The 26,901-nt window shown below is 36.7% G+C and carries 25 protein-coding genes; all 25 read left to right on the plus strand.

Annotation, left to right across the window (positions count from 1 at the left end; genetic code table 11):
• The first annotated feature begins 486 nt into the window (after positions 1 to 486).
• The 25 genes from O2Q26_RS06280 (at position 487) to O2Q26_RS06400 (ending at position 26,799) form a co-directional block, all read left to right on the plus strand.
• Positions 487 to 1,227 carry a YveK family protein gene (locus tag O2Q26_RS06280; protein ID WP_289215076.1) on the plus strand — a complete coding sequence of 247 codons (741 nt, stop codon included), beginning with the start codon at positions 487 to 489 and terminating at the stop codon, positions 1,225 to 1,227.
• A complete protein-coding gene (locus O2Q26_RS06285; protein WP_289215077.1) occupies positions 1,214 to 1,885 on the plus strand; it encodes a CpsD/CapB family tyrosine-protein kinase in 672 nt (223 codons plus the stop codon). The genes O2Q26_RS06280 and O2Q26_RS06285 overlap by 14 nt, the downstream gene beginning before the upstream one ends.
• Before the next feature lie 235 nt (positions 1,886 to 2,120).
• Positions 2,121 to 3,941, plus strand: coding sequence for a polysaccharide biosynthesis protein (locus O2Q26_RS06290; RefSeq protein ID WP_289215078.1), 1,821 nt, complete (start codon positions 2,121 to 2,123; stop codon positions 3,939 to 3,941).
• A gap of 109 nt (positions 3,942 to 4,050) precedes the next feature.
• The gene (locus O2Q26_RS06295; protein WP_289215079.1) at positions 4,051 to 5,202 is read left to right on the plus strand and encodes a glycosyltransferase family 4 protein; all 1,152 of its coding nucleotides are present in this window, start codon (positions 4,051 to 4,053) and stop codon (positions 5,200 to 5,202) included.
• Positions 5,187 to 6,302, plus strand: coding sequence for a glycosyltransferase family 1 protein (locus O2Q26_RS06300; RefSeq protein WP_289215080.1), 1,116 nt, complete (start codon positions 5,187 to 5,189; stop codon positions 6,300 to 6,302). The genes O2Q26_RS06295 and O2Q26_RS06300 overlap by 16 nt, the downstream gene beginning before the upstream one ends.
• Positions 6,299 to 7,189, plus strand: coding sequence for a glycosyltransferase family 2 protein (locus O2Q26_RS06305; RefSeq protein ID WP_289215320.1), 891 nt, complete (start codon positions 6,299 to 6,301; stop codon positions 7,187 to 7,189). The genes O2Q26_RS06300 and O2Q26_RS06305 overlap by 4 nt, the downstream gene beginning before the upstream one ends.
• 33 nt (positions 7,190 to 7,222) lie before the next feature.
• The gene (locus O2Q26_RS06310) at positions 7,223 to 8,293 is read left to right on the plus strand and encodes an EpsG family protein (RefSeq protein WP_289215081.1); all 1,071 of its coding nucleotides are present in this window, start codon (positions 7,223 to 7,225) and stop codon (positions 8,291 to 8,293) included.
• Positions 8,294 to 8,305: 12 nt separating this feature from the next.
• Positions 8,306 to 9,391, plus strand: a complete 1,086-nt coding sequence (gene galE / locus O2Q26_RS06315) for a UDP-glucose 4-epimerase GalE (RefSeq protein WP_289215082.1) — start codon at positions 8,306 to 8,308, stop codon at positions 9,389 to 9,391.
• Between the two features lie 25 nt (positions 9,392 to 9,416).
• Complete coding sequence (locus tag O2Q26_RS06320) at positions 9,417 to 10,001, plus strand: sugar transferase (protein ID WP_289215083.1); 585 nt, start codon at positions 9,417 to 9,419, stop codon at positions 9,999 to 10,001.
• A gap of 1 nt (position 10,002) precedes the next feature.
• On the plus strand, positions 10,003 to 10,710 hold the full coding sequence (locus tag O2Q26_RS06325; protein WP_289215084.1) for an acetyltransferase: 708 nt from the start codon (positions 10,003 to 10,005) through the stop codon (positions 10,708 to 10,710).
• On the plus strand, positions 10,661 to 11,830 hold the full coding sequence (locus tag O2Q26_RS06330; protein WP_289215085.1) for an aminotransferase class I/II-fold pyridoxal phosphate-dependent enzyme: 1,170 nt from the start codon (positions 10,661 to 10,663) through the stop codon (positions 11,828 to 11,830). Before O2Q26_RS06325 ends, O2Q26_RS06330 begins: the two co-directional genes overlap by 50 nt.
• A gap of 23 nt (positions 11,831 to 11,853) precedes the next feature.
• Positions 11,854 to 12,201: a helix-turn-helix domain-containing protein gene (locus O2Q26_RS06335; RefSeq protein WP_289215086.1), complete on the plus strand. Its 348-nt coding sequence runs from the start codon at positions 11,854 to 11,856 to the stop codon at positions 12,199 to 12,201.
• Positions 12,198 to 13,382: a glycosyltransferase family 1 protein gene (locus O2Q26_RS06340; protein WP_289215087.1), complete on the plus strand. Its 1,185-nt coding sequence runs from the start codon at positions 12,198 to 12,200 to the stop codon at positions 13,380 to 13,382. Before O2Q26_RS06335 ends, O2Q26_RS06340 begins: the two co-directional genes overlap by 4 nt.
• Positions 13,354 to 14,532: a glycosyltransferase gene (locus O2Q26_RS06345; protein ID WP_289215088.1), complete on the plus strand. Its 1,179-nt coding sequence runs from the start codon at positions 13,354 to 13,356 to the stop codon at positions 14,530 to 14,532. The genes O2Q26_RS06340 and O2Q26_RS06345 overlap by 29 nt, the downstream gene beginning before the upstream one ends.
• A gap of 12 nt (positions 14,533 to 14,544) precedes the next feature.
• A complete protein-coding gene (locus tag O2Q26_RS06350; protein ID WP_289215089.1) occupies positions 14,545 to 15,591 on the plus strand; it encodes a glycosyltransferase family 2 protein in 1,047 nt (348 codons plus the stop codon).
• Complete coding sequence (locus O2Q26_RS06355; RefSeq protein ID WP_289215090.1) at positions 15,588 to 16,754, plus strand: CDP-glycerol glycerophosphotransferase family protein; 1,167 nt, start codon at positions 15,588 to 15,590, stop codon at positions 16,752 to 16,754. The genes O2Q26_RS06350 and O2Q26_RS06355 overlap by 4 nt, the downstream gene beginning before the upstream one ends.
• Entirely contained in the window at positions 16,741 to 17,157 is a 417-nt protein-coding gene (locus O2Q26_RS06360; RefSeq protein ID WP_289215091.1) for an FAD synthase family protein, read from the plus strand. Before O2Q26_RS06355 ends, O2Q26_RS06360 begins: the two co-directional genes overlap by 14 nt.
• Positions 17,158 to 17,171: 14 nt before the next feature.
• Entirely contained in the window at positions 17,172 to 18,188 is a 1,017-nt protein-coding gene (locus O2Q26_RS06365) for a glycosyltransferase family 2 protein (RefSeq protein WP_289215092.1), read from the plus strand.
• Between the two features lie 163 nt (positions 18,189 to 18,351).
• Entirely contained in the window at positions 18,352 to 19,542 is a 1,191-nt protein-coding gene (locus tag O2Q26_RS06370) for a glycosyltransferase (protein ID WP_289215093.1), read from the plus strand.
• Between the two features lie 17 nt (positions 19,543 to 19,559).
• Positions 19,560 to 20,741, plus strand: a complete 1,182-nt coding sequence (locus O2Q26_RS06375) for a glycosyltransferase (protein WP_289215094.1) — start codon at positions 19,560 to 19,562, stop codon at positions 20,739 to 20,741.
• 26 nt (positions 20,742 to 20,767) lie between these two features.
• Positions 20,768 to 21,793 (plus strand): glycosyltransferase, encoded by a 1,026-nt coding sequence (locus O2Q26_RS06380; RefSeq protein WP_289215095.1) that lies wholly within the window; start codon positions 20,768 to 20,770, stop codon positions 21,791 to 21,793.
• Positions 21,794 to 21,817: 24 nt separating this feature from the next.
• Positions 21,818 to 23,593, plus strand: a complete 1,776-nt coding sequence (locus O2Q26_RS06385; protein ID WP_289215096.1) for an ABC transporter ATP-binding protein — start codon at positions 21,818 to 21,820, stop codon at positions 23,591 to 23,593.
• A 66-nt stretch (positions 23,594 to 23,659) separates the two neighbouring features.
• Positions 23,660 to 24,718, plus strand: a complete 1,059-nt coding sequence (locus tag O2Q26_RS06390) for a glycosyltransferase (RefSeq protein ID WP_289215097.1) — start codon at positions 23,660 to 23,662, stop codon at positions 24,716 to 24,718.
• 223 nt (positions 24,719 to 24,941) lie between these two features.
• Complete coding sequence (locus O2Q26_RS06395) at positions 24,942 to 25,922, plus strand: UDP-glucuronic acid decarboxylase family protein (RefSeq protein WP_289215098.1); 981 nt, start codon at positions 24,942 to 24,944, stop codon at positions 25,920 to 25,922.
• Between the two features lie 157 nt (positions 25,923 to 26,079).
• Positions 26,080 to 26,799 (plus strand): metallophosphoesterase family protein, encoded by a 720-nt coding sequence (locus O2Q26_RS06400; protein WP_289215099.1) that lies wholly within the window; start codon positions 26,080 to 26,082, stop codon positions 26,797 to 26,799.
• The last annotated feature ends 102 nt before the right edge of the window (positions 26,800 to 26,901 follow it).

The following is a 26,901-nucleotide window of genomic DNA, read 5'->3' on the forward strand; positions in this document are numbered from 1 at the left end:
TCAAGTCTTTCGGTGGCCTCGAAAAACGTGGAAGCATTTTTGTGGAGAAGCTAATTAGGATGAATGAATCTTATGCAGGCAATAGCTTGCGCTTTAATATAGCGCATTACTTATGGTCTCAAATGTTAGGAGAGAAAATTTCTTGTGATTTATCTATTCAATAGCTCAGTGGAAAGACAATATACTTTTTTGTAAAGTTGACAGGTACAAATACTTGAAAAGGATTAAGTTTTATTATGGATATGATATCAAACAATAAGACTAGTGATAGAAACCCAGTCAGCGGTCAATGAAGAATCAAGAATTTCTTCCAACTTTTGTTCTTTTTTGTAATAAACCATTGACACGTTCTTTATATAGAACTAAAATATACTTAATATCTTAAAAAGAAAAGTATAAAAAGTTGAAAAAAGGTATTTTTATATTTTTTTAATCACTACGTTCGTTATAAAGAATCAACCTATTTTATGATTAAAGGTGGTAGCTATGAGTAATTTGAAACGGGTAACATACAGTGATGAACGTCGTGGAAAAGAAATTAATCTTAAGGATTATTTAGATGTTTTCAAAGGACGCTTCTGGATACTTATTATTATGATGTTTCTAGGCGGCGGGGCAGCTTATGGCTACAGCTACATGAACAATACGCCAGTTTATGAATCCTCGACCCGGATGATTCTTGGCGGGGAAGATGAAAATATGAACACGTTAATGGTAATGATTAAGGATCCTATCATTATGGAGAAAGTGAGAGGTGACTTGAATCTTCCTCAATCCGCTGAAGGATTAGCTAATCAAATCGAAGTAAGTCAGCTTGACGATTCAGAAGTAGTTCAAGTGGCAGTTACAGCAAACGATCCTCAATTAGCAGCAGATATCGCTGATAAAACGGCTGCAGTCTATAAAAGTGAAATCGTCAATATCCTGGAGTTTAAGCAAGTACAAATTTTATCTCAAGCGAAGGTTAACCCCTTTCCTACCAATGAATTCCAAGATAGAAACATTGTAATCGCCGCAATAGCCGGGCTGGTTTTAGGAATCGGAATTATATTTTTACTAGATACATTGGATGGGACAGTAAAGTCCAGGGAAGAACTTGAAGATTTTCTTGGTATTCCTGTCATTGGCTCAATATCACCCATGAATAAGAAGAACAGTACTACGAGAGGTCAAAAGCAGAAAACCGAAGACGCAGAAGTGAGGAGTGAGTCAATTGAAATTAAATAAGGTAAAGGAAGCTACGGATAAGAAAAGTAAACTCGTGACGCATTTCAATCCTGAATCCTTGATCTCGGAGCAATTCCGGACGTTACGCACCAATATTCAATTTCTTACAGAGAACCTTAACAAGCGGCTGTTTTTAATTACTTCCCCAGGAAAAAAAGAAGGAAAATCCACTACAATCGTTAATCTGGCCATATCCATGGCTCAGCAGAAACAAAAGGTTCTGCTTATTGATACAAATTTGAGAAACCCTACCGTACATCAATTATTCAAAACGGATAACCATGAGGGTTTAACGGATGTGCTGACTGGAAGGTCGACTTTAAAAAATGTAGTGCAGCCTGCGGGGTTTGGCAGTCTACATATAATAACCACTGGAAAACCAAGTGCTAACCCTTCAGAATTGCTAGGAAGCGATATAATGGTTCAAGTTTTATCAAAAGTAAGCCAGGACTATGATATCGTTCTTATAGATGCCCCATCCGTTCTTCAGTCAAATGAAGCACGGGTATTAGCTAATATGTGTGATGGTGTCGTTCTAGTAGTCAATCGAGGAAATACGGACTTGCGCAAAGTGATGGAGGCTAAGAAAGTATTAGATATCGTACATGCTAATATAGTGGGCGCGATCATGAATGAAAAAGGCAGGAAAATTTTTTAACGTTTCGTTCTTTATTACGAATAAAACTTCTATAAAAAATGCGGTGATATCTCCTGGCCGTTATCAACGGAGGTACTCGACCATGTCGTGGGTTGAAATAAGACCTTAGCGCGAGTTGCATTGGCATGGTGTGAGGATGGGTTAAATGCCCTTATTAAAATTCACAGGTAAACGATTCTTGAAGAATTGCTTACCTGTGAATTTTAATCTAAGAAACTAGGAAAGGAGAGAAGTGATGACCTACCGGCAAAGACTATCTCTATTCATACTCATTGATTTATGTATTGTAATTGCCTCTTTGTTAATTATAAGGGTGTTAGTTGAATCACTGCTGTACGGTTCCGGAATTCTATTAATCGTGACCATGGCAGTAATATTCATCAGTCATATTTATTTTTCCTTCAACCTGCATCTTTATAGGAAAGCTTGGGAGTATGCGAGTGTAAACGAGTTGATTGTCATTGGCAAGACGGTAACCTACTCTATTGTATTGACAGCACTTGTGCAGGCCCTTATTTTTCAAACGGTACTTGTGAGAATGCTTGTGCTTACGTGGATGATTCATATTCTTTTAATTGGGGGCTCCCGTTTTTTATGGCGGGTATATCGAGATTCGATTATTCTCGTTCGTCAAAATCAGATAAGGACCTTGATTGTCGGAGCAGGATCAGCAGGTACCATGGTTACAAGACAACTCCAAAAAGATTCAGAGCTCAAACCGGTCGCTTTCATAGATGATGACATAAGGAAACGCAACCTGGATATATTAGGTGTGCCTGTGGTTGGGGGTGTCCATGATATTGTGACTAAGGTCAAAGAGCTGGAAATCACTCATATAGTTATAGCCATTCCTTCCTTGAACAAAAGGGAGTTGAATACGATCTTTAATGAGTGTGCAAAGACGGAAGCGAAAACGCAGATTTTACCAATGTTAGAGGACCTGGTAACTGGAAAAGTGTCGGTAAAACAGTTTCGTGATGTTAAAGTGGAAGATTTATTAGGACGAGAACCTGTAGTGTTGGACACAGAAAGTATTTCGGAATATGTAGAAGGGAAAGTGGTTCTCATTACCGGGGCAGGAGGATCAATTGGGTCTGAAATCACAAGACAGGCGGCTCGATTCAACCCTAGAAAAATAGTATTGCTCGGTCATGGTGAAAACAGTATTTACACAATTGATATGGAAATGAGATCAAACTTTTCTGATGCTGATATTGAATTTGTCACAGAGATCGCAGACGTGCAGGACGCGGAGAAAATGGTGATGATCATGCAATCTCATCAGCCAGATGTCATCTATCATGCCGCGGCCCATAAACACGTACCGCTTATGGAACGAAATCCAGAAGAAGCTGTAAAAAACAATATAATCGGGACGTTGAATGTAGCCAAAGCTGCCAGCTGGTACGATGTTGGCACCTTCGTCATGGTATCAACCGATAAAGCAGTCAATCCGACGAGTGTCATGGGGGCGTCCAAACGGTTAGCGGAAATGATCGTTCAAAGCATGAATCAACAAAGCTCCACTAAGTTTGTAGCCGTGCGCTTTGGCAATGTGCTGGGAAGCCGTGGCAGTGTAATCCCGCTGTTTCGAAAACAAATTGAAAAAGGCGGCCCCGTCACTGTGACTCATCCAGAAATGATCCGTTACTTTATGACAATACCTGAAGCTTCCCGACTCGTGATTCAGGCAGGAGCTTTAACAGAAGGTGGAGAAGTTTTCGTTCTCGATATGGGAGATCCTGTGAAGATCGTTGATCTCGCCAAAAATTTGATCAAGCTCTCCGGCCATACCATTGATGAAATCGGAATTGAGTATAGCGGGGTCCGGCCTGGTGAGAAATTATTTGAAGAGCTTCTTAAAGAAGATGAAATTCATAAGGATCAGGTCTATCCAAAAATTTATATAGGGAAAACAGCGCAGTTATACATCGAAGAGATTGAAGCAATTATTTCCAACTATGAAACGTGGAGCCGTGATGAATTAAGAGAGCGGCTTATACAGCTGGCCAATCATGCTGAGCAGGAAAAGCCGGTGCTGCCGATTATCAGCTGACTTAAGGAGCAATGCTTAAAAAATGCATCTGGCAGCTGATAAGTCTAAACTCCAATAGATTAAGAAGAAGATAGGGAGCTAACGACATAATCGTAAGGATGTGAGGGCAATGGTTCAGAAAATACTATTCAGCGCCACCGTCGATTATCATTTTAAAGCATTTCATCTTCCCTATTTAAAGTGGTTTAAAGAACAAGGGTGGGATGTTCATGTAGCAGCCAGCGGTGAAATCGAGCTTCCATATGTGGATCAAAAATATAATATTCCTATTCAACGCTCTCCAATAGACAAGAAAAATATTCAAGCTTATCGGCAATTTAAAAAGATTATTGATGATAATCAATATAACATCATCCACTGTCACACGCCGATGGGCGGGGCGCTTACAAGATTAGCAGCAATTAAAGCGAGAAAGCACGGGGCAAAAGTCATTTATACAGCTCACGGGTTTCATTTTTGCAAAGGTGCTCCGCTCATGAATTGGCTGATGTACTACCCAGTTGAGAAGGTGCTTGCTCATCTAACTGATAGTCTCATTACGATCAATGAAGAAGATTACCATCTCGCGCAACGAAAATTAAAGGCTGCCAGCATAGAACTAGTACATGGAGTAGGCGTAGATTCAGAAGAATTCAAGCCTGTACCCTATAAAGAGAAAATTGCTTTAAGAAAGTCATACGGCTATCGGCCAGATGACTTTTTATTTATTTACCCGGCAGAATTCAATGCAAATAAAAACCAGCAATTTCTGATTCACGCATTTAATCTAGTAAAAAACAAGATGCCAAATGCAAGGCTGTTACTAGCGGGTGAGGGTGCTGGATTAGACAATTGTAAAAAGATGGCTAAACAGATGGAAATACAAAGTAAAGTAGATTTTTTAGGATTTAGAAGAGATATGAAACAGCTTCTATCCATAAGTGATGTTGGTGTAGGTTCAAGCCTTCGTGAAGGGCTTCCAGTAAACATTATGGAAGCGATGGCTTGTGAGTTACCCATTATTGCTGTTGAAAACAGAGGTCACCGTGAGTTAATTGATCATGATGTCAACGGCTGGCTGATTTCGAAGGACGAAGTAATAGAATTTTCGAGGAAAATGCAGGTTCTGGCAAATAATCGAGAATTAATAGAGCAGCTAGGTAAAGAAGGTAGAAGAACAATCGTTGGAAAATATAATGTCCCAAAAGTTTTAAATCAAAAGAAAGTCATCTATCAATCCTATATGAAGGAAGAGGGGGTGGGAGAGTGGGCCGTCCGTTAAGAGTGCTCCACGTTGTTGTTAATATGAACCGGGGCGGAGCAGAAACTTTATTGATGAACTTATATCGCAATATTGACCGAACAAAAGTCCAGTTCGACTTTTTAACATGTAAGCCCGGCGTTTTTGACTCAGAAATAGAAGATATGGGCGGTATTATACATCGCATTCCTTATGTGACTGATATAGGACACCTTGGTTATAAGAAAGCCTTAGTGAAGTTTTTTGAGTCACAAGATTATAAGATCGTTCATGCTCACATGGATAAAATGAGTGGGATTGTGCTGCAGTGTGCGAAAAGGTCGGAGGTTCCTGTAAGGATTGCTCACAGCCACAATACTCGCAGTGAAGGCGGAATTGTTAGTAAACTATACAAATCCTTTGCGGGAAGTCATATAAAAAAAGATGCTACTCATAGATTTGCGTGTTCTCAGTCAGCTGCAGAATGGTTGTTTGGAAGACAATCCAATCAAACGTATGTATTGAAAAATGGTATTGATAACCGAAAGTTTCTTTATTCCAGTAAAGACCGCCGGGACGTCAGAGCCCAGTTGAATATACGTGATGATACATTTGTCATCGGTCACGTTGGAAGGTTCAATCATCAAAAAAATCATGAGTTTTTACTTGAAGTCTTTCAGCAATTTTCTATGGTACATGGCAATACGATCCTGTTATTGGCTGGAGATGGGGTTCTGAAAAAGAGAATGGAGATGAAATCCAGGGAATTAGGCATTCATGAATATGTGAATTTTCTTGGGGTCCGGGAAGATGTAGATAAGCTGCTCCAAGCTTTTGATATGTTCCTTTTTCCTTCTTATCATGAAGGACTGCCTGTTACCTTAATAGAAGCCCAAAATGCAGGGCTGCCCTGCTTTATTACAAATACTATAACTGAAGAAGTCGATATGGGGCTGGGGCTAGTCCAGCAATACCCTCTTACTCATCATCATGAATGGGTGGAAGCGATCAAAGCTTTATCCATTCAACGAAGCTCCAGGTTGATTGACCCGGACAGGCTTTCACAAAAAGGCTATGATATCCAACAAACAGCTATGAAAACTCAAAACGATTATATTCAATTAGGGAGGGAGGTCAGCTGAAGCTGCTAACGATTTTTACACCTACCTATAATCGAGCATTTTGTTTGGAAAAACTATATCACAGTCTCGTAAATCAAACCAACCAAAATTTTATATGGCTGCTCGTAGATGATGGCTCTACTGATGAAACTGAGAAATTAGTAGAGCAATGGATTTCAGAAGCTTTAATTTCTATCACATATATCTATCAGGATAATCAAGGGATGCACGGAGCTCATAATACTGCTTATAAAATAATGCAGACAGAACTTAACGTTTGTATTGATTCAGATGACTATATGCCAGAAGATGCAGTAGAGCAAATCGAAACATGCTGGAAGGAGCATGGTGACGACAATGTAAGCGGCCTGATTGGACTCGACTCTTACACTGACGGGGAGATTATAGGGACACTGCTGCCTCAAGGAATAAAAAAGTCCACGTTATTTGATTTATATAATAAGCATGGCGTCAAAGGAGACAAAAAGCTTGTTTATCGAACAGAGCTGACGAAGGAATTTCCTTATCCCCTTTTTGAAAATGAGAAATATGTTGGACTCGCTTATAAATACTACAAGCTGGATGAAAAGTACGAAATGCTGCTGCTCAATCAAGTGCTGTGCCGGGTAGAATATTTAGAAGATGGGTCTTCTCGTAATATGCTGAAGCAATACCGCAGGAACCCAAAAGGGTTTGCTTTTTATAGGAAGGAGCTGATGACACTGCAATTTGCCAGTGTCTCTTTTAAATTTAGACAAGCCATCCATTATGTTTCGAGCAGCTTGATGAATAAGAATACAAACTTCCTGAAGGAATCTCCTAATAAAGGGATAACGACTTTTGCCATTCCTTTTGGTTTTCTTCTTTTCTTATATGTAACAAGTAGAACAAGGGACGTTCTTAGCTAAGCAGCTGCGGGGCTGCTTGGAAAGGAAATCAATATGACATTACTATGGATGAATCTATTCCTCGTTTTTTGTTTAGTATTACTAGCTAGAGTGCTCGCGGTTGAAGTACACACGAATACCGCCGTTTTATTTAAGCCGAATAAACTATTTGTTTTCGTAGCTTTAATCTCGTTAGTAGCAGTAGCGGGGTTGCGTTCTAATATTGGAGATACTTTTTTCTACATGCACGCTTATGAAGTGAATACTTTTACATGGGAGTTAATCAAAGAGCAAAAGGATATCGGCTTTGGAGTTTTGCAAATGCTTCTCCAATCGATATCATCTGATCCGCAATTATTGATTTTGACCACTGCTCTTATTACAAATGCACTCATTGTAATCGTATTGTACAAATATTCAAGGATGCTCGAACTTAGTCTTTTCGTATATATAACGGGTGGCTTGTTTTTAATTACGATGAACGGTATTCGACAGACGTTAGCAGCAGCCATTGCCTTTACAGCAATTAAGTTCTTGGTGGAAGGCGGCTTTAAAAGATATGCAGCAGTCATTTTGATCGCCTCACTTTTCCATCAGAGCGCGCTTATTTTACTGCCGGTGTATTTTATGGTTCAAGTAAAAGCATTCTCAAAAGCAACTTTAGCATTGTTAGCATTTGCTGTTCTTCTAGTAGCTGGATTTGATCAATTTTCTTCAATACTGTTTTCAGCAATAGAAGATACTCAGTATGGAGAATACAAAGATTTTGCGGAAGGCGGAGCAAATTTCTTAAGGGTAGCAGTCGAAGGGGCACCACTGTTTGTAGCTTACCTCGGAAGAGATCGATTAAGAGAAGTTATGCCAAACAGCGACGTTATTATCAATATGTGCTTAATCGGATTTGTTTTCATGGTGGTTTCCACTCAAAATTGGATCTTTGCACGATTTTCTATTTATTTTGGACTTTATCAATTAATTCTCATTTCATGGCTCGTTCTTCTCTTCAGGGATCGGGATGAAAAGCTGGTATATTACGGGATACTTGTTTGTTATTTATTTTATTATTTTTATGAAAATGTCATAACATTAAATATTTCTTATGAAAGCCATTATTTATTGTGGTAAGGGGGAGAAAAAATGGCGATCTTAGTAACGGGCGGAGCGGGATACATCGGGAGTCATACATGTGTCGAACTGCTAATTGAAGGATATGAGATAGTAGTGGTAGATAACTTTTCAAACAGTCATCATGAATCATTAAGAAGAGTAACTGAAATTACGGGTAAAACTTTTAAAATCTATGAGTTCGATCTTATGGATAAGGAAGAACTTGAGAACATATTTGAAGAAAATGATATTGAAGCCGTCGTTCATTTTGCCGGGTTAAAGGCAGTTGGAGAATCGGTGAATGAACCGCTCTGGTATTATGCAAATAACGTAATTGGCACGGTTATTCTCTGCGAGGTCATGAAAAAGCATAATGTAAAAAAACTCGTGTTCAGCTCCTCTGCAACGGTTTATGGTAATAGTGATGAAGTACCGATCAAAGAAGATGCTCTCTTATCAGCAACTAATCCTTATGGAAGGACAAAGCTGATGATTGAAGAGATCCTAAGAGATCTCTACTTATCTGATCCAAAGTGGAGCATTGCTCTGCTAAGGTATTTCAACCCTATCGGGGCTCATGAAAGTGGAAGAATTGGAGAAGCTCCGAATGGAGTTCCTAATAACCTGCTTCCTTATATATCTCAAGTAGCTGTAGGTAAATTAGATCGTTTGAACATATTTGGAGACAATTACCCAACGAAAGACGGTACAGGCATACGTGATTATATCCATGTAGTAGATCTGGCAGCAGGACATTGCAGAGCTATAGAAAAGGTGCAGTCATCTACTGGAGTGGAAGCTTACAATCTCGGAACAGGCAGAGGCTATAGCGTGTTTGAAATGATCGATGCATTTGAAATGGCCTCAGATAAACTCATTCCATATACCATTTTAAAAAGGAGGCCAGGAGATGTTGCTGTCTGTTATGCAAATGCCACTAAGGCTTTTGAAGAGTTAGGATGGGAGGCCGTTCATGGGATTGACAAGATGTGCCAGGATACATGGAGATGGCAAGTGAATAATCCGAATGGTTATGATAATTTGAACGCTTTGATGAAACCAAAAGAACCTTTGCTGAAACAGGCAAAGGATTTTTTTATACCTGTTAGTAAATGAATGATAGGTACAGGAGATGGAACCTATGAAAAGGACTATAGACATAACGATTTCACTACTTCTTTTATTAATCTGCTCTCCTCTCATATTCTGTGCAGGGATGTTAGTGAAAATGACAATGGGGTCACCGATACTGTTTAAGCAGGAACGTCCTGGATTACATGAAAAGCCATTTCATCTTTATAAACTGAGAACGATGAAAGATGGAGAGAATGTGCCCGATGAGATGAGAGTAACAAAAGCCGGAAAATTTTTAAGAAAGTACAGCCTGGATGAATTCCCGCAGCTGATCAATGTCGTTAAGGGGGACATGAGTTTAGTAGGGCCAAGACCTCTGCTCACGGAATATTTGCCGCTTTATACAAAAGAACAAGCTATGAGGCATGAAGTAAGACCTGGTATTACAGGCTGGGCCCAGGTAAACGGAAGAAATAGTATCTCGTGGGAAGAGAAGTTTAAGTATGACACATGGTATGTCAGAAATCATAGCCTGATGTTAGATACGAAAATCTTATGGAGAACGATACGAAAGGTGATGAAGAAAGAAGGAATAACACCTGAAGGGCGTGGAGCAATGGAAAAATTTACAGGCTCTCGAAAAGTGATGTAGGATGAAAATTATATTAATTGGTGATGGGGGACACAGCAGGGTTATTCGGGATATTATTTTAGCAAAAGGTGATGAAGTTTACGCTGTTTTAGATGATAAGTATACGAGAGGTACTGAAAAGGCAGGGAAATATTACGGACCAGTCGCTCACCTTCATGAAATCATGAATGAGGATTCTAAAGTAGTCATAGCTATCGGCAATAATCTAATTAGAAAAAGGATAATGGAAAGGTTAAATATCAACCTGGAACAATACTCAACATTAATTCATCCAACAGCCTTTGTCAGTTCGACTGCTGAAATTGGAAGAGGAACAGTGATTATGCCTTACGCGGTCATTAACGCTTCAGCACGTGTAGGGAATCATTGTATTATTAATTCTTCTGCCATTGTAGAGCATGATAATACAATCGGTGATTTTTGCCATATCTGCCCTAACGTTACATTAACCGGAGACGTATTACTTGGCGAAGGCGTTGAGATGGGCGCTGCGTCTGCCGTCATACCTGGTAAAAGTATAGGCAGCTGGTCCATAGTAGGGGCTGGATCAACCGTCATCCGCAATGTTTCGGCTCATAGTAAAGTTGCTGGATCGCCAGCGAAAAGCATAAGAAAATCGATGCCAATCAAGTTTTTACAACGATCAGGGGGTGATTCATATGAAAAACTCAAGAATTTTTCTCTCCCCGCCACACATGACAGGAAATGAACAGCATTATATAGAAGAGGCGTTCAAAAGTAACTGGATCGCACCCGTTGGACCGAACATTGATGCCTTTGAAAAAGAAATAGCAGAATACGTAGGAGCCAAAGGAGCCGTAGCCGTCAGTTCAGGGACTGCAGCGATTCATTTGGCTCTTTCTTTATTGAATGTCAAAAGGGGCGATCGAGTATTCTGTTCCAGCCTGACATTTGTTGCTACTGCCAATCCAATCGTGTATCAGGGAGCAGAGCCCGTCTTTATTGATTCGGAACCGGAAAGCTGGAATATGTCGCCCATCGCTTTAGAAAAAGCGCTCTCCGAAGCTTATCGAAAACTTCAATTACCTAAAGCTGTCATCCTTGTTCATTTATATGGACAAAGCGCTAAAATCGATCAAATTCAGGCGCTTTGCGACCTTTACAAAGTCCCTCTGATAGAAGATGCGGCTGAATCACTAGGATCATTATACAAAGGGCAGCACACAGGGACCTTTGGAGAATTTGGAATCTATTCTTTTAATGGAAACAAAATCATTACAACCTCCGGGGGCGGAATGCTCGTTTCCGACAATCTAAAGGCACTTGAACGAGCTAAGTTCTTAGCTGCGCAAGCCCGCGATAAAGCATTACACTACCAACATAGCACAACCGGATTCAATTACCGGATGAGCAATATCCTGGCTGGTGTGGGAAGAGCTCAATTGGAGGTAATTGATCAACGGGTAGAGGCGAGGCGAAGATTATATGAACGGTACAAGAGAAAGCTTACCATGTTAGAAGGCATACAGTTCATGCCCGAATTGCAAGATACAACAACGAATAGATGGCTTACCGTTTTTACGCTGGATTCAGAACACTCAAACGTTTTACCGGAACAGCTGATTATGAAAATGAGCTCCCAAAATATAGAGGCACGCCCTGTATGGAAACCTCTCCACTTACAGCCTCTATTTAGAGACTGCCAGTATTTTTCTCATCGGCCGCATGAAGATATATCTAAGAAACTTTTCTTAACGGGTATATGTTTACCGTCTGGTTCAAACCTCACAGATCTCGAACAAAATAGAGTTATTGCATGTGTGCAAGATGTATTTGAGAAATCGGTGAACAAAGAAGGAATTATATAAAAAAGGGATATGAGGTACCATGAATGATCGGAACTAATATATATAAAATACGGCGTGGTAAAGGTATTACGTTATCTGAGCTTGCTAAAAAGGCTGGTATGTCAAAATCAAACTTAAGTAATATTGAACGAAACATAAATATAAATCCATCCATAAATTTAATAGAGAGAATAGCTGAGTCACTGGACGTAGAGCTGTATGAAATTATACAGCCGAACAAGCCTATAATTGAACCTGCACCATTATTCGAAGATGAGTGGGTCGAATTTATTCAGGACTTAAAGGATTCAGGGATAAAAAAAGAAGATTTACCTGAATATAAGCGTTTGATTGAGTTCATTCACTGGCAGAATCGACAGGATAAAAAGTGAAACTATACAGAATCGAGGGAAGAATGATGATTGGCTCCTCACCTATTAGAATTCTTCATGTTACTGGAGGAATGAACCGAGCTGGAACAGAAACGATGCTAATGAATATTTATCGCAACGTAGACCATGAAAAAGTCCAGTTCGATTTCATTTCCTACAACAAAGAGGAATCCCACTACGATCGAGAAATTAAAAAACTGGGTGGCAGGATCATTCAATTGAACAAGACAAACTCAATAATAGAAATTTACAACGCAATTAAGAAATACGGACCTTATCAAGCCATTCACTCCCATACATTATTCCATTGCGGTATAGCCAATATCGCAGGCTTCCTTGCCGGCGTCAAAGTGCGTATCGCTCACGCTCATACTACACAGGATGATAGTGATCAATGGGTCAAAAAGGTTTACATCGCATGTATGAGGAAAATGATTTTAAAAGCCTCTACTGATTTATTATCCTGCAGTGAACAGGCTGGAGGATATTTGTATGGAGAACCTAATTTAAAACGAACAAGATATACGTATTTTCCTAACGTCATCGACTATATTGAGTTGTTAGTAAAGCCCCACCAACAAGTCAATGAATTCAAAATGAAGTACGGATTAGGGAACAGTCTTGTCATCGGTCATGTGGGAAGATTCATGGAAGCTAAAAACCATCCGTTTCTGCTGAGTGTTATGAAAGCTATCGTCGAAAAAGATCCTGCAGCTAAACTCCTGTTAGTAGGCGATGGAGATTCAAAAAAACAAATGGAAGACATGTCGACCCAATTAGGCATTAAAGAAAATGTAATCTTCGCTGGAGTAAGAGAGGATATGGCTACGATGTTTCATTCAATGGATATTTTCGTATTCCCTTCTACTTATGAGGGATTAGGACTTGTCTTACTGGAAGCTCAGGCAAGCGGTCTGCCATGTATCGTTTCAGAAGCTATTCAGCCGGAAGCCGACTTGAATATGAATTTGTTCACTAAGCTGTCTTTATCCGAGAGTCCAGAAGCTTGGGCTGATAAGATTCTAGAGAGAGCGGGATATAAAGAAAAGAATATTAATAAAATTATTAACAGTTTTGAACTTCATCATTACAGCATCAATAAAGGAATTACGAAGTTATTAACCATTTATAGAGGAAAACAAGGAGGCCATTATGAAAAAACTTTTAATCACCTCCTTTGACATGGAAGTAGGCGGAGTGGAGCGGAGCCTGATCAGTATGCTGACACATTTTGATTACACTAGGTACGATGTTGATTTGATGCTTTGCAGCCATACGGGAGAATTTATGGGTTTACTTCCGAAAAAACCAAGTCTTCTAAAAGAAAACATGTCCTATAAAACGTTTAGAATGCCGATCTCCCAAGTATTAAAACAAGGGAAAATTCCTATAGGATTCTCCCGATTATATGCTAAATATCGGGCAAGGAATGGAGAATCAACAGAAAAAGGGTATAAGCAAATGCAATACATGTGGAAATATGCTTTACCTTTCTTACCGAAAGTTGAAAAAACGTATGATGTCGCAATCAGTTACCTCTGGCCCCATTACCTCGTTGCAGAAAAAGTGAAGGCTAAAACTAAAATCGCCTGGATCCATACAGATTATTCGATGGTTGATACAGACGTAGAGATGGATATTGCCTTATGGAAAGATTTTAATCATATTATTGCAGTCTCCGAACAATGTAAGCAGGCTTTTATAAGAAAATATCCATCTTTAAATGATAGAGTAACTGTTATCGAAAATATAACTTCTCCTGAATTAGTAAGAGAGCAGGCAAAAGAAAACGTAAAGAACCCTATGAATCATGATGAAAGGTTCAAAATCATAACAGTAGCTCGACTCTCTCATGCTAAAGGTATTGATCAAGCTGTTCAGGCAATGAAATTATTAATTGAACGCGGGTATAAAGACATTGCCTGGTATGTAGTGGGATACGGAGGAGATGAAGGTCTGATCAGAACACTCATTAAAGAATATGGATTGGAAGAAAATTTTCATTTATTAGGAAAAAAAATTAACCCGTATCCTTTTATGGAAGCGGCTGAATTATACGTTCAACCTTCAAGGTACGAAGGGAAAGCAGTTACCGTAGGAGAGGCACAGCTATTAGGTAAACCTGTTCTTATTACGAATTACCCGACCGCTCCCAGTCAAGTAAACGATAGAGTAGATGGTATGATATGTGATTTGTCCCCTGAAGGAATCGCTAATGGGATAGAGGAACTCCATCAAGACGATTCATTAAGAAAACAATTGGAACAGAACTGTACGAGCCAGGAGTATCAAAATTACAATGAACTAGAAAAACTATATCAAATGGCATAGGAGGTGAAAGGAGTGGGTGAAACGGTTAGCGTGATCGTACCTATATATAAAGTGGAAAAATATCTCCACCGCTGCATCAACAGTATTCTTCAGCAAACCTACCAAAAAATAGAGGTAATCCTGATAGATGACGGCTCCCCGGATTGCTGTGGTGAGATAGCTGATGGATTTGCTAGAAAAGATACAAGGGTAAAGACTTTCCATAAAGAAAATGGGGGACTGTCCGACGCAAGAAATTATGGGATGAAGCATGCAACAGGCGAATTCACCATGTTTGTAGACAGCGATGACTGGCTTGAACCAAAAGCTATTGATCATATGATGCACGCTATACTCGCGTTTAAAGCTGATGTCGTTCAATCAGCTTTTTATTATGCCCACAAAACCTATATGCTGTTTGATCAAAGATACTATACCAAAAACGGCGACTTGATTCTCTTAAATAACGAAAATTTGATGAAAGAGTTAGTAAAAAACGAAACCGTAAAAAATTTCGCCTGGGGGAAACTATACAGAACAAAGCTGTTAAAAGATATTCCGTTTAAAAAAGGCGTATTGTTTGAAGACGTGTTCTGGGCCCATCAAGTTATGCATCGAGTAAACAGGTTCATCATTCTCAACGAACCACTCTATAACTACTTCCAGCGTGAAGATAGTATCGTCGCAAATTATACAAATCGAAATCTGGATATCATTAAAGGATTGAAAGAAAGACACGCATTTATTGAAAAAGAATATGAAGCACTCATTCAAGAATCTTATAAAAGCTTACTAAAAACATCCCTGATCCATTACAACCTATTGTTTATGAATAGAAAGGAAGATAAAAAAGGTCAACATCGAAAGAATATTCAGAAGTACATTCATGACCACTTCTCTCAATTGAACAAAGCGACTGAAAAAGATAAGCAGCTGAACCTTCAGCTGCGTTTGTTTTATAAAAATCCTTATTTGAACATGCTTTATCTCAGTGGACGAAAAGTTGTAAGGAAACTTAAAGTTTCTTCCAGGCCATTAAAGTTAGAGAAAATTAATAGGAAGGTGGCACAGACACAATGAATCAATTAAAAGGGTATGTTCAATTAATAATTATTCATTTATTCAACTGCCTTCCTATAAAGAAAAATAAAATTTTCATGTTTAGCTATTACGGAAGTCAATACGGCTGCAATCCCAAATATATAACAGAGTATATTCTCAATAACATACCTAAAGGAAAGTTTGAAATAATATGGGCCTTTAATAAACCAAACGATCATAAATTAGATCCTCAAATTAAAAAGGTAAAAGTCATGTCGCTCAAGTATTTTTATGAGCTGTGTACTTCAAAAGTAATCATCACTAATTTTAGGACAACAGATTTATTTGTAAAAAGGAAAAATCAATACTACATCCAAACATGGCATAGCTCTTTACGACTGAAGCACATCGAAAAGGATGCAATAGAAATACTGCCTGAGAATTATGTGAAGATGGCTCGGCGAGATTCTAAAAAGATAGACTTGCTCCTATCCGGCTGTCAGTACAGTACTCAAATATTCCGAAGAGCTTTTTGGTACAAGGGGGAAATTCTTGAACAAGGAACACCTAGAAATGATATCTTTTTTTACCGCCAGCACATTGAAAGCATTCGCGATAAGTTAAATATCCCGCCAGAATCGAAGGTGGTTTTATACGCTCCTACCTTCAGAAAAAACAATGACCTAACCGCTTACGACCTAAATTACACACAGCTAAAAAAGACATTACAACAACGATTCGCAGGAGAGTGGACAGTTCTCGTTAAATTTCATCCTCACTTATTGTCTAGTAAAAATCGTATAACAGAAGGAAATGTTATTGATGTTACCCCATACAATGACGTACAAGAATTGCTTATATTATCAGATGTATTAATTACTGACTATTCTTCACTCATGTTTGATTTCACTACAACTAAACGCCCGTGTTTCTTATATGTCCCAGACATAAAAGAATATTTAAACAAGGAGAGAAAGCTATATTTTGATGTGAACGAGCTCCCCTTCATTCTAGCTGCCTCAAACAGTGAGTTATCAAAAAGAATTATTGAATTTAATGAAGAAGACTATAAGGGAGAACTGCAAAGCTTTTTTAACCAAGTAGGAACAGGTGAAAACGGTAACGCTTCAGAGAAGGTTGTTCAGCATTTACATCATGTTTGTTTTAGTGAGAAGGGAGGACAAATTTATGAAGCCGTATAAAATTGGATACACGACCGGAGTTTTTGATTTATTTCATGTAGGCCACCTAAACATCCTTAAGAAAGCAAAAGAGCAGTGTGACTATTTAATTGTAGGCGTAAGTACTGATGAGCTTGTTCAGCAATACAAAAACAAACAGCCTGTGATTCCTTTTGTTGATAGGAGAGAGATTGTTAACGGAATAAAGTTCGTCGATCAAGTTGTACCCCAAATAAACCGAGACAAGTTAGCAGCATGGGAAGTGTTGAATTTTAATGTAATGTTTGTGGGTGACGACTGGAAGGGTGATGAATTGTTTATGGAGGTTGAAAAAGAGTTTAACCAAGTTGGAGTGGATATTGTCTACTTTCCTTATACGAAGGGTGTCTCTTCAACTTTGGTTAAGGAGAAAATTGAATTATAAAGTGAGGGGTTATATTGAATCCTGCTATAAGTATTATTGTTCCAGTCTATAATGTCGAACCATATTTGAGGAAGTGCTTGAATAGTATTCTTGCTCAAACCTTTACTGATTTTGAAGTAATTGTAGTAAATGATGGATCAACAGATGGAAGCGGGGAAATTTGTGATGAGTTTTCCAAAAATGATATCAGAGTGAAGGTTATCCATGAAAAATTCAAGGGTGTAAGTTCTGCTAGAAATACTGGCGTTCGTTTTGCACAAGGTGAATATATAGGATTTGTAGATAGTGATGACAGAGTAGAAAAAGAGATGTATAAGAAACTTTATAGGTTATGCATTGATTCAGAATGTGATATTTCAATATGTCGATTAGGCAGGGAGATAGATGGAAAATTAATGTATCCTATTCAAAAAGGAGGATATATTGTTGAATTATCTAATGAGGAAGCTATGAAAGAATTGTTTAAAGGAGAACTTTATAGATTTTCTTTATGTAATAAGTTATTCAAGAGAGATCTTTTTGAAGGTGTAAATTTTCCCGAAGGTCGGATCCATGAAGATATGGCTACTACTTATAAATTATTCGAAAAGGCTAAGAGAATTTCTTTTATTGATTATTCAGGCTATATATACGTAAAACGGCAAAATAGCATTTTGACAAAGAAATATAATTCAAATAGATTAGATAGTTTTAAAGGGTGGGAAGAGATAATTAATTTTATGAAAGAAAGATACCCTCAATTATCAAATGAATACTTATCATCTTTTGTATACTGGACAGTAGATAATAGTTTTTTGGTTTTAAATCAAGTAGATAAAAAGAGGGAGAGAAATGAATATTTAAATATTATTCAAAATTATGCTAAGCCTCATTGTAAGAATATCCTGCTGTATTGTGCACTACCAATGAAATATAAATATTTATTTTTATTGATAAGCTTTTTCCCTGGTTTTTTGAATTTGCAGTACAAGTTGAAAAGGAACAGTATACTAGGGGTATTTAAAGCTAGTCTTATAAAGAGGGTGAGTTAAAATTCAGGAATATCTTCAAATAGAAGAAAAGGCGTTTATCAATAAAGATATTGTTATTCTGAATTTTCGAAAAATAAAACGCATTAAATATAGGCGGATTGCTAAGGATATTGATAATTACATTATAAAATATATCGGGTAACATTTGGAAAGGAGTGACATAGTGAAAACAAGTTTACTGTTTGTAATAGATTCATTAGATGTAGCTGGAGCAGAAAAAAGTTTAGTAAGTCTACTTTCATTGATCGATTTTGATAGGTTTTCTGTAGACGTTATGCTTTTTTCTCATGATAAACCTTTAGAAAAGTTGTTACCTGAAGAAGTAAACGTTCTCCCTCCATTAAGTTATACCACTTTTCTGAAAGGAAACTTTAAACAATCTATTAAAAAATCTATACAAAGAAAAAACGGTGATATGCTTTATTCGAGAACGAAATTTTCTACTAGGATTCGTTTGAAGAACTATTCTAATTCAGAAAAAGCAAGGATTTATTGGCAATCTGTGTCTAAAGTTATCGAAAAAAACCCTAAAGAATACGATATTGCTATTAGTTACGCTCAAGGAGTGCCAACGTTTTATGTTGCAGAGAAGGTTAAGGCAAAAATGAAATTCGCATGGGTGAATGTTAGTTATAAATTGAATAATAAAGATAAACGTTTTCAAAAAAGTTTTTATGATAAATACAGTAAGATTGTTGCAGTTTCAGAATCTGCTAGAGATGTTTTTAAAGTTACTTTTCCGGAATATTCGTCTAAATTAGAAGTGCTTTATGATATAAACCACCCTGAATTAATAGGTGATATGGCAAAAATAGAAATAGGGTTTAAAGATGAATTTAATGGAGTTAGAATTTTGACCATTGGGAGACTTGCTCATCAAAAAGGTTACGATATTGCTTTAGATGCATGTCAGAGGTTGAAAGATTATAGAATAAATTTCAAGTGGTTTGTATTAGGTAAGGGTCCTCTAAAAAAAGAAATCGAAGAAGAAATTAAAAGGCGAGATCTAAGTAAGCATTTTATTTTATTAGGAGTAAAATCAAACCCTTATCCGCTAATTAACGAAGCGGATATATATGTTCAAACTTCAAAATTCGAAGGGTTTGGTTTAGCAATAGCTGAAGCAAGGATTTTAAATACACCCGTAGTTACAACGGAATTTGATGCAGTATATAACCAAATGATTAACGGGAAAAATGGATTAGTAGTAGGTATGAATGGAGAGAGTGTCTTTCAGGGTATTATGAAGCTGCTCAATAACCAAAGCCTTAAAGAAGAAATTATTGATTATTTGAAAACAGAGAAAAAGGGCAATATAGAGGAAGTTGAAAAGTTTTATGACCTTATAAGCTAAGGTAGGTGAAGAAGTAAATGAAGGAGAAAGAAAAGATACTTTTCATGATTATCAATATGAATATTGGAGGAACTGAAAAAGCTCTGCTTAATATGATCGCAACTATGCCAAAAGATAAGTACGACATTTCCATTTTAATGTTGGAGAGGAAAGGTGGATTTTTAGAGAATATTCCTAAACATGTTCATACCAGGTATTTAGATAACTTTTCTGAAATCAAACCATTAATTAATAATCCTCCTTTACAGTCATCTTTAACATTAATTAAACAAAAAAAGTATTTAGAATTTATTAGATTTAACACCTTTTATATGCTGTCAAAAATGTGTAACAATAAATCGATCTTCCTAAAATATTTAGTTCGAAACCTTCCACAAATAAACTATAAATATGATACTGCGATAGCTTATGCAGGTCCAATGGACTTCATAAGCTATTTTATTTTGGAAAAAGTTACAGCAGCAAAGAAAGTTCAATGGATACATTTTGATGTAAGTAAGATAGGTTTTAATCAAAGATTTGCTGAAAAATCATACAAAAAATTCGATGCGCTATATATTGTATCAAAGGAAGCAAGAAGCAAGCTGCTGGAGCAAGTTCCTTCATTAAATGACAAGCTGAAGGTCCAGCATAATACAGTTTCACATCAGATCGTAAGACAACAAAGTAAAAATGGAGTTGGATTTCAAGATAATTTCAATGGTACGAGAATATTAACAGTAGGGAGACTTTCTCCTGAGAAAGGTCATGATCTGTCCATAAAGGTATTGTCAAGGTTGGTCAGAGAGGGGCACCATATCAAGTGGTATGTGTTAGGAGAGGGAAAAAGTAGAGAAGACTATGAAACACTCATTAAAGATTTTAGTGTTGAAAGCAATTTTATTTTATTAGGTGCTGACCCTAATCCTTATCCTTATATGAATCAATGTGATATTTACGTTCAACCGTCTAGATATGAAGGGTACTGTATTACTTTATTGGAAGCTAAGGCATTAAATAAACCAATAGTTGCAACACGTGTAAATGGAGTAAATGAGCAGTTAATTCACGAAAGAACAGGTTTAATTACAGAGATAGCAGAAGAAGAAATATATGAATCAGTTAGAAAATTAATTATTAATAAAGATCTACGCCATAAACTGTCAAATAACTTACTCATAGAGAACTCTAAATTAGAAACTGAAGAATTGATTATTTGATCACGTTAGATAAGGAGGAAGTGAGAGTGCCGTGTATTAGCGTAATAGTTCCTATTTACAATGTAGAACGCTATCTTCCAGCTTGTCTAAATTCAATATTAGCCCAATCATTTACAGATTTTGAGCTGATCCTCATAAATGATGGCTCAGAAGATAGGTGTGGCGAAATATGTGATAGTTTTTCCGAGCGGGATAATCGTATCAAAGTAATACACCAAAAGAATGCAGGAGTATCTAATGCTAGAAATGAAGGGTTAAAAGTGGCAAAAGGAGACTATATAGCTTTTGTTGACCCTGACGATACGATTGAACCCTCTATGTATGAAATGATGTACAGTGTGGCCTGCGAAAATGAGGCTGAAATGACTGTTTGCAGAATAAAAACACAAAACCTATTCACTGGCACTGAATCAAAATCATCGATTTATGAAGGTAAGGAGAAGGTTTTATCTCAAAAAGATATAAAAAATCAAATCATTCCTTTAATACTCAATAACAAAACCGTTAGTTTATCATCTAGTGTAAATAAGCTATATAAAAGATCTATTTTTGATTTGTACAATGTTAAATTTGAAGAACATAAAAGCCATAGTGAAGATGTGCGGCTGAATTTTAAAATTCTTCCGTTTATAAACCGTTTAGTATACGTAGATGAACCCTTATACAATTATTTTATTCGAAGAAATAATTCTTTAACACAAGTGTTCAGGGCAGACTTATATGATTATATTAGTGACAATAGGAGTCTATTGATCAAGATGTGTAATGAATATAGTAGTTCAGAGCAATATGTTGAGAACGTAAGGAGTCATTACGCTGGTGTCACCTTTAACTTCATCCAAGAGTTAGTAAATAGTTCACTTCCTATTAAACAACAACTAAAAATACTTTCTACTATAATAAAGGATGAAGAATTTATTAAAGATATCGCTTGTTATCAGTCTCCATCGCTTTTTCTGAAACTATTAAAATTAATTTGCAGGTTTGGGAATGAAATACTGATCATAAGAGTAGTTCAGTATAAATATAAATTAATACATTTTATAAGATGAATTTTAAATAAAGGGCGGATTTGAATGATAACGTCATTTAGAAAATTATTAATGCTGTTTGATAAAAAAGAAAAAAGAAAGTTCTTAATTTTATTTGCTATGATGATAGTGGCTGCCATCTTTGAAACAGTGGGGATAGGATTAATTGTCCCATTTGTAACCATAGCAACTAATCCAGAACAAATTCACGATCAAGCTGTATTTTCATATGTTTCTGAGTTGTTTAATCTCCAAACATACAATTCTTTTATCATATTGGCTGTGGGTGTTTTACTATTCGTATTTGTTATAAAAAATCTATATCTTTTACTATTTCAGTACTCACAATTTAGAATAATTTTAAATCAACAGGTTAAATTATCGAGCCAACTGTTTCAGGAATATTTAAAGAAACCATATACGTTTCATTTACAACGAAACACTGCTGATTTGTTACGAAATGTTAATTCAGAAGTTCCGAAAGTTTTTCAGGGGATCATATTAGCTGGGTTTCAGTTATTCACAGAATTACTAGTGATTACGTGTATCTTGATTTTATTACTTTTAACCTCACCCATAGCAACTCTTACCGCTTTCACTTTATTAGGTGGAAGTGTTTTTATTTTCTTTAAACTGTTTAGAAAAAAAATATCTTCTTTAGGTAAAGAACAACAAAAAGTAAGCGGCACAATGATTAAATGGGTCAATCAAGGGCTGGGTGCCAGTAAAGTTGTGAAAGTATCTGGAAAAGAAAATTTTTTCATAAAAGCCTATACAGGCCAAAGTCAGATAAAGGCGAACAATAGCCGCTATATGAAATTACTAGAACAAGTTCCTCGATTGTTCATAGAAACGTTATTAGTTTCTGTTGTTCTTATTACTATGGTGATTATTGTTATACAAGGGAAAAATACTACAGAATTAATATCAACGATGGCCCTTTTTGCTATGGCTGCCTTTCGTTTGATGCCATCTATCACCCGTGTAGTAGCAATGATTACTACCATAAGATATAGTCAGCCTGCTTTGTCAGTAATCTATGAAGATCTTTTTTCAGAGAAAGATGAACACTCAATATCGCTGGACACTCAGAGTGGAATAATTAATAAAGAAGAAAAAGCATTTAAAGATTCCATACAATTAAAAAATGTCACTTACCGCTATCCAGGTCAAGATATTTTATCTGTCAAAGACGTAACACTAAACATTCCTATTGGAACATCAGTAGCTTTTGTGGGGGAGTCAGGTGCTGGGAAAACTACATTAGTTGATATAATTCTAGGTTTGTTAAAACCCGAGCAAGGTCAAGTAACGATAGATGGAAAGAAATTGACTGATCAAAAAAGGTTATGGCAGCAGAGAATAGGTTACATTCCGCAATCCATTTACTTATCAGATGACACTATTAGAGGAAATATTGCATTTGGAGTTGAGGAAGAAAGCATTGATGATAAAGAAGTGTGGAGGGCTCTAGAACAAGCTCATTTAAAACAATTCGTGAAAAGTCTTCCGGAGCAACTTAATACTCAAGTAGGTGAAAACGGGGTAAGGCTTTCGGGGGGACAAAGACAAAGAATCGGTATAGCCAGAGCTCTCTATCACAATCCCGAGATTTTATTTCTAGATGAAGCGACCTCTGCATTAGATAATGGAACCGAAAAAGAGATTATGAAAGCGATTGATAGTTTAAAAGGTGATATGACATTAATTATTATTGCTCATAGGTTAAGCACAATTAAAAACTGTGATATCGTGTTCGAATTTAATAATGGAAAATTAGTAGAAGAAAAAAATACAAAAAGTCATTCTCTTATCATTTAAACCAATAAGTGTGTAACATCAATAGGTTAGTTTCTTAATACTTTAAATTTAGGAGGATATTGGAGCATGTCAAAAGTCAGCATAATAATACCTTTATATAATGTGGAGAAATACTTGCGTAAATGTCTAAGGTCGGTGATTGATCAAACACTGAGCGATGTGGAAATTATATTGATTAATGATGGGTCGAAAGATAAAAGCGGGGAAATTGCTGAAGAATTTAAAAGGGAAGATTCGAGAATAAAAGTGATACACAAAGAAAATGGTGGAGTGTGTACTGCTAGAAACGCAGGAATCCAGATATCCACTGGAGAATATATAGGTTTTGTAGATCCTGATGATTGGATTGAACCCAACATGTTCGAGGTTATGTATAATAAGGCAGAGGATAGTAATAGTGATTTGGTAGTGTGTAATTATGATTGTGTTTATGAGCAATCCACTACTTTTAATTGGTTGAATATTAAAGATGAGGTAATTAATGTTCAGAAACTCGGTTTATCAAACTATTATTATGAATATTTCCTCAAATATGCTCATGGAGATATCGTTTGGAATAAGCTGTATAAGCGATCAATCATTAATAAACACTTAATCAAGTTTGAGAAGCATTCCGAAGTATTTGCTGACGATTTATTATTTAATTTGTATTACTTGTGCCATGTGAACACTATTTGTACTGTTAACAGGTCATTTTATAACTATTTTCAAAGAAGTAACCATTCGATAACTAGCACCCCAAGACCTCAGCTATCTAAACGATACACACGTTTAGTTGAGTATTTCATAGATTACGCAAAGAGTCAGGGGAATTTTAGTAGTATAAGTAATATACCACCTATTTTATTTTACCTGTTGTTTAGAAATAGTATCTCTCATAAAGTTAAAACAAAGGGTGATTTGAGATTTATTAAAGAAGTTTTTAATAGTTTATCAGATTCAAAAGTATATAAACCGCTCTTGAAACAACTGACATTTGGAAATTCTCCCAATATCTATTGTAAGCAAACTGGTCAAAGTATTAAGACTAACGTTTACATGAGAATATATTCAGGGTTATGTTTATTACATTTGAATCAACTTCTAACCTTTTTAATAAAGTATGAACAATCAAGGAAAAGTTAGGACAGAAAGTTTATTTAGACATACTGCCCAAGAAAATCATAAAAGGAATGCTCTCAAAGGTATCTGTAATTTAGACATAAATTATATTTCCTTTTTAAGAACCGTGTAGGCAACTACATGGTTTTTTTAGTTAACCTGAAACCCTATAGTTTTTTCGCGGAATTTGATTTAAGAGTAACTACAAAATATGACTACAAAATCAATTTAAAAGGTGGGGGTTAATTTGGCTAAAACTGAAAAAAAAGTTCTGGTTACTGGGGGAGCCGGTTTCATTGGTTCTCATTTGTGCAGGGAATTATTAGCAGAAGGTAATAAAGTTACTTGTCTAGATAATTTATTAACGGGTTCAATTGAGAATATCAATGCCCTTCTTGACCATCCTAACTTTAAGTTTATATTTCATGATGTAACCATACCAATCGAGGTGGAAGTTGATGAAATATATAATTTGGCATGTCCGGCCAGCCCTGTTCATTACCAATATGATCCAGTGCGGACTATTCGAACAAGCGTCCTAGGAGCTATGAATGTACTTGAATTAGCTAAAAAAACAAATGCAAAGGTTTTACAAGCATCTACATCTGAAGTATATGGAGATCCGGCAGTTCATCCTCAAGTAGAAGAATATTGGGGGAACGTTAATCCTATAGGTGTTAGAAGCTGCTACGATGAAGGGAAGAGGTGTGCGGAAACTTTATTTTTTGACTATTTTAGACAATATGGTGTGGATATTAAAGTTATTAGGATTTTTAATACTTATGGACCCAATATGCACCCTGAAGATGGCCGTGTAATCAGCAACTTTATTGTTCAAGCTCTAAAAGGCGAAGGAATATCTATCTATGGAAACGGAGACCAAACCCGCTCCTTTTGTTTTGTCGATGATTTAGTTAATGGAATGATGAAGATGATGAATACTGATAACTTGCAAGGTCCAATAAATTTAGGAAACCCTCAAGAATTCACAATTCTTGAGTTAGCAGATAAAGTTATTCAGATTACTGAGTCCTCATCACAATTACAATTTAATCCTTTACCTCTGGATGATCCTAAACAAAGAAAACCAAATATAAATGAAGCTAAAACTAAATTAGGCTGGACACCAAATGTTTTTCTGGAAGAGGGATTAAAAGAAACGATTAAATACTTTGAGGATAAGTTATCCAAAGACAAAGGAGTAGTCCTGCATAAATTCATATTATAATTTGAATTTTAAATATCCTTGAAACTGAGCTTCATAGAAAACGAAGGATGTTAGAGCCCGTTTAGCAATAAAAGCTTATTCACATATTAATTGAAAAAAGTTTCAACAATAGATAGGAGGGAATAAATTAGACAAAGTAGAACAAAAGGAGATTTTTATGAGACTAGCATTTATTTCAGATATTCACGGAAATGCCCAAGCCCTGGACTCTGTATTAAAAGATATTGAGAAACGCAACATAGATCAACTCTTCGTATTGGGAGACATCTCATACAGAGGTATTGACCCTCAAAGGTCAGTCGATATGGTACGTAAATTGGATGCACAGGTGATCAAAGGAAATGCTGATGAATGGATTGTAAGAGGAGTTCAAGACGGCGAAGTTCCAGAGGAATCCATTAAAGGGATGAACGAAGAAAAGGATTGGTCATTCTCAAATATGACCAGTGAATCGGTAAACTATTTGAGGGATTTACCAGAAGAAATAAATGAAGAGTACGAAGGGGTTAACATTCATGCGTTTCACGCAACCCCGAAAGATTTATTTGAAGTCGTATTACCTACAGAAACGGATGAAGGCATGAATGAACGCTTAATGGCCAATGAAGTAGCTGACATTTATATTTATGGCCATATTCATAAGCCTTATATCCGGCATATCGGCGGGAAGATTGTAATTAACACCGGCAGTGTCGGACTGCCTTTTGATGGTTTAGCACAGCCTTCTTACGCTATCGTTGATATTGAGGATGGCGGGGTGCAAACTTCTATTGTCCGGACGAATTATGACTTGGAGCAACTGGTAGAGGGAGTGAAGAGCTCAGACTACCCGAATAAAAATTTATTAAGCAAGTTATTAATGGATGCTTCTGTTTAATATTAATAATGGAAAAGGGGAGGCCTTATTTTGAGAAGGCTTCCCCTTTAATTTTTCTGTCTCTTTATAATTTTTTGCACTTCATCATTTAAGTGAAATTGT

Source organism: Halobacillus campisalis (assembly GCF_030345335.1).
Lineage (GTDB): Bacteria > Bacillota > Bacilli > Bacillales > Halobacillaceae > Halobacillus_A > Halobacillus_A campisalis.

Coding starts and splice junctions, on each gene's coding strand:
- O2Q26_RS06360 (WP_289215091.1), top strand. CDS start 16,741: ATGAAGCCGTATAAAATTGGATACACGACCGGAGTTTTTGATTTATTT.
- O2Q26_RS06295 (WP_289215079.1), top strand. CDS start 4,051: ATGGTTCAGAAAATACTATTCAGCGCCACCGTCGATTATCATTTTAAA.
- O2Q26_RS06345 (WP_289215088.1), top strand. CDS start 13,354: ATGAAAAAACTTTTAATCACCTCCTTTGACATGGAAGTAGGCGGAGTG.
- O2Q26_RS06290 (WP_289215078.1), top strand. CDS start 2,121: ATGACCTACCGGCAAAGACTATCTCTATTCATACTCATTGATTTATGT.
- O2Q26_RS06320 (WP_289215083.1), top strand. CDS start 9,417: ATGAAAAGGACTATAGACATAACGATTTCACTACTTCTTTTATTAATC.
- O2Q26_RS06355 (WP_289215090.1), top strand. CDS start 15,588: ATGAATCAATTAAAAGGGTATGTTCAATTAATAATTATTCATTTATTC.
- O2Q26_RS06325 (WP_289215084.1), top strand. CDS start 10,003: ATGAAAATTATATTAATTGGTGATGGGGGACACAGCAGGGTTATTCGG.
- O2Q26_RS06390 (WP_289215097.1), top strand. CDS start 23,660: ATGTCAAAAGTCAGCATAATAATACCTTTATATAATGTGGAGAAATAC.
- O2Q26_RS06335 (WP_289215086.1), top strand. CDS start 11,854: ATGATCGGAACTAATATATATAAAATACGGCGTGGTAAAGGTATTACG.
- O2Q26_RS06375 (WP_289215094.1), top strand. CDS start 19,560: ATGAAGGAGAAAGAAAAGATACTTTTCATGATTATCAATATGAATATT.
- O2Q26_RS06400 (WP_289215099.1), top strand. CDS start 26,080: ATGAGACTAGCATTTATTTCAGATATTCACGGAAATGCCCAAGCCCTG.
- O2Q26_RS06280 (WP_289215076.1), top strand. CDS start 487: ATGAGTAATTTGAAACGGGTAACATACAGTGATGAACGTCGTGGAAAA.
- O2Q26_RS06310 (WP_289215081.1), top strand. CDS start 7,223: ATGACATTACTATGGATGAATCTATTCCTCGTTTTTTGTTTAGTATTA.
- galE (WP_289215082.1), top strand. CDS start 8,306: ATGGCGATCTTAGTAACGGGCGGAGCGGGATACATCGGGAGTCATACA.
- O2Q26_RS06385 (WP_289215096.1), top strand. CDS start 21,818: ATGATAACGTCATTTAGAAAATTATTAATGCTGTTTGATAAAAAAGAA.
- O2Q26_RS06330 (WP_289215085.1), top strand. CDS start 10,661: ATGAAAAACTCAAGAATTTTTCTCTCCCCGCCACACATGACAGGAAAT.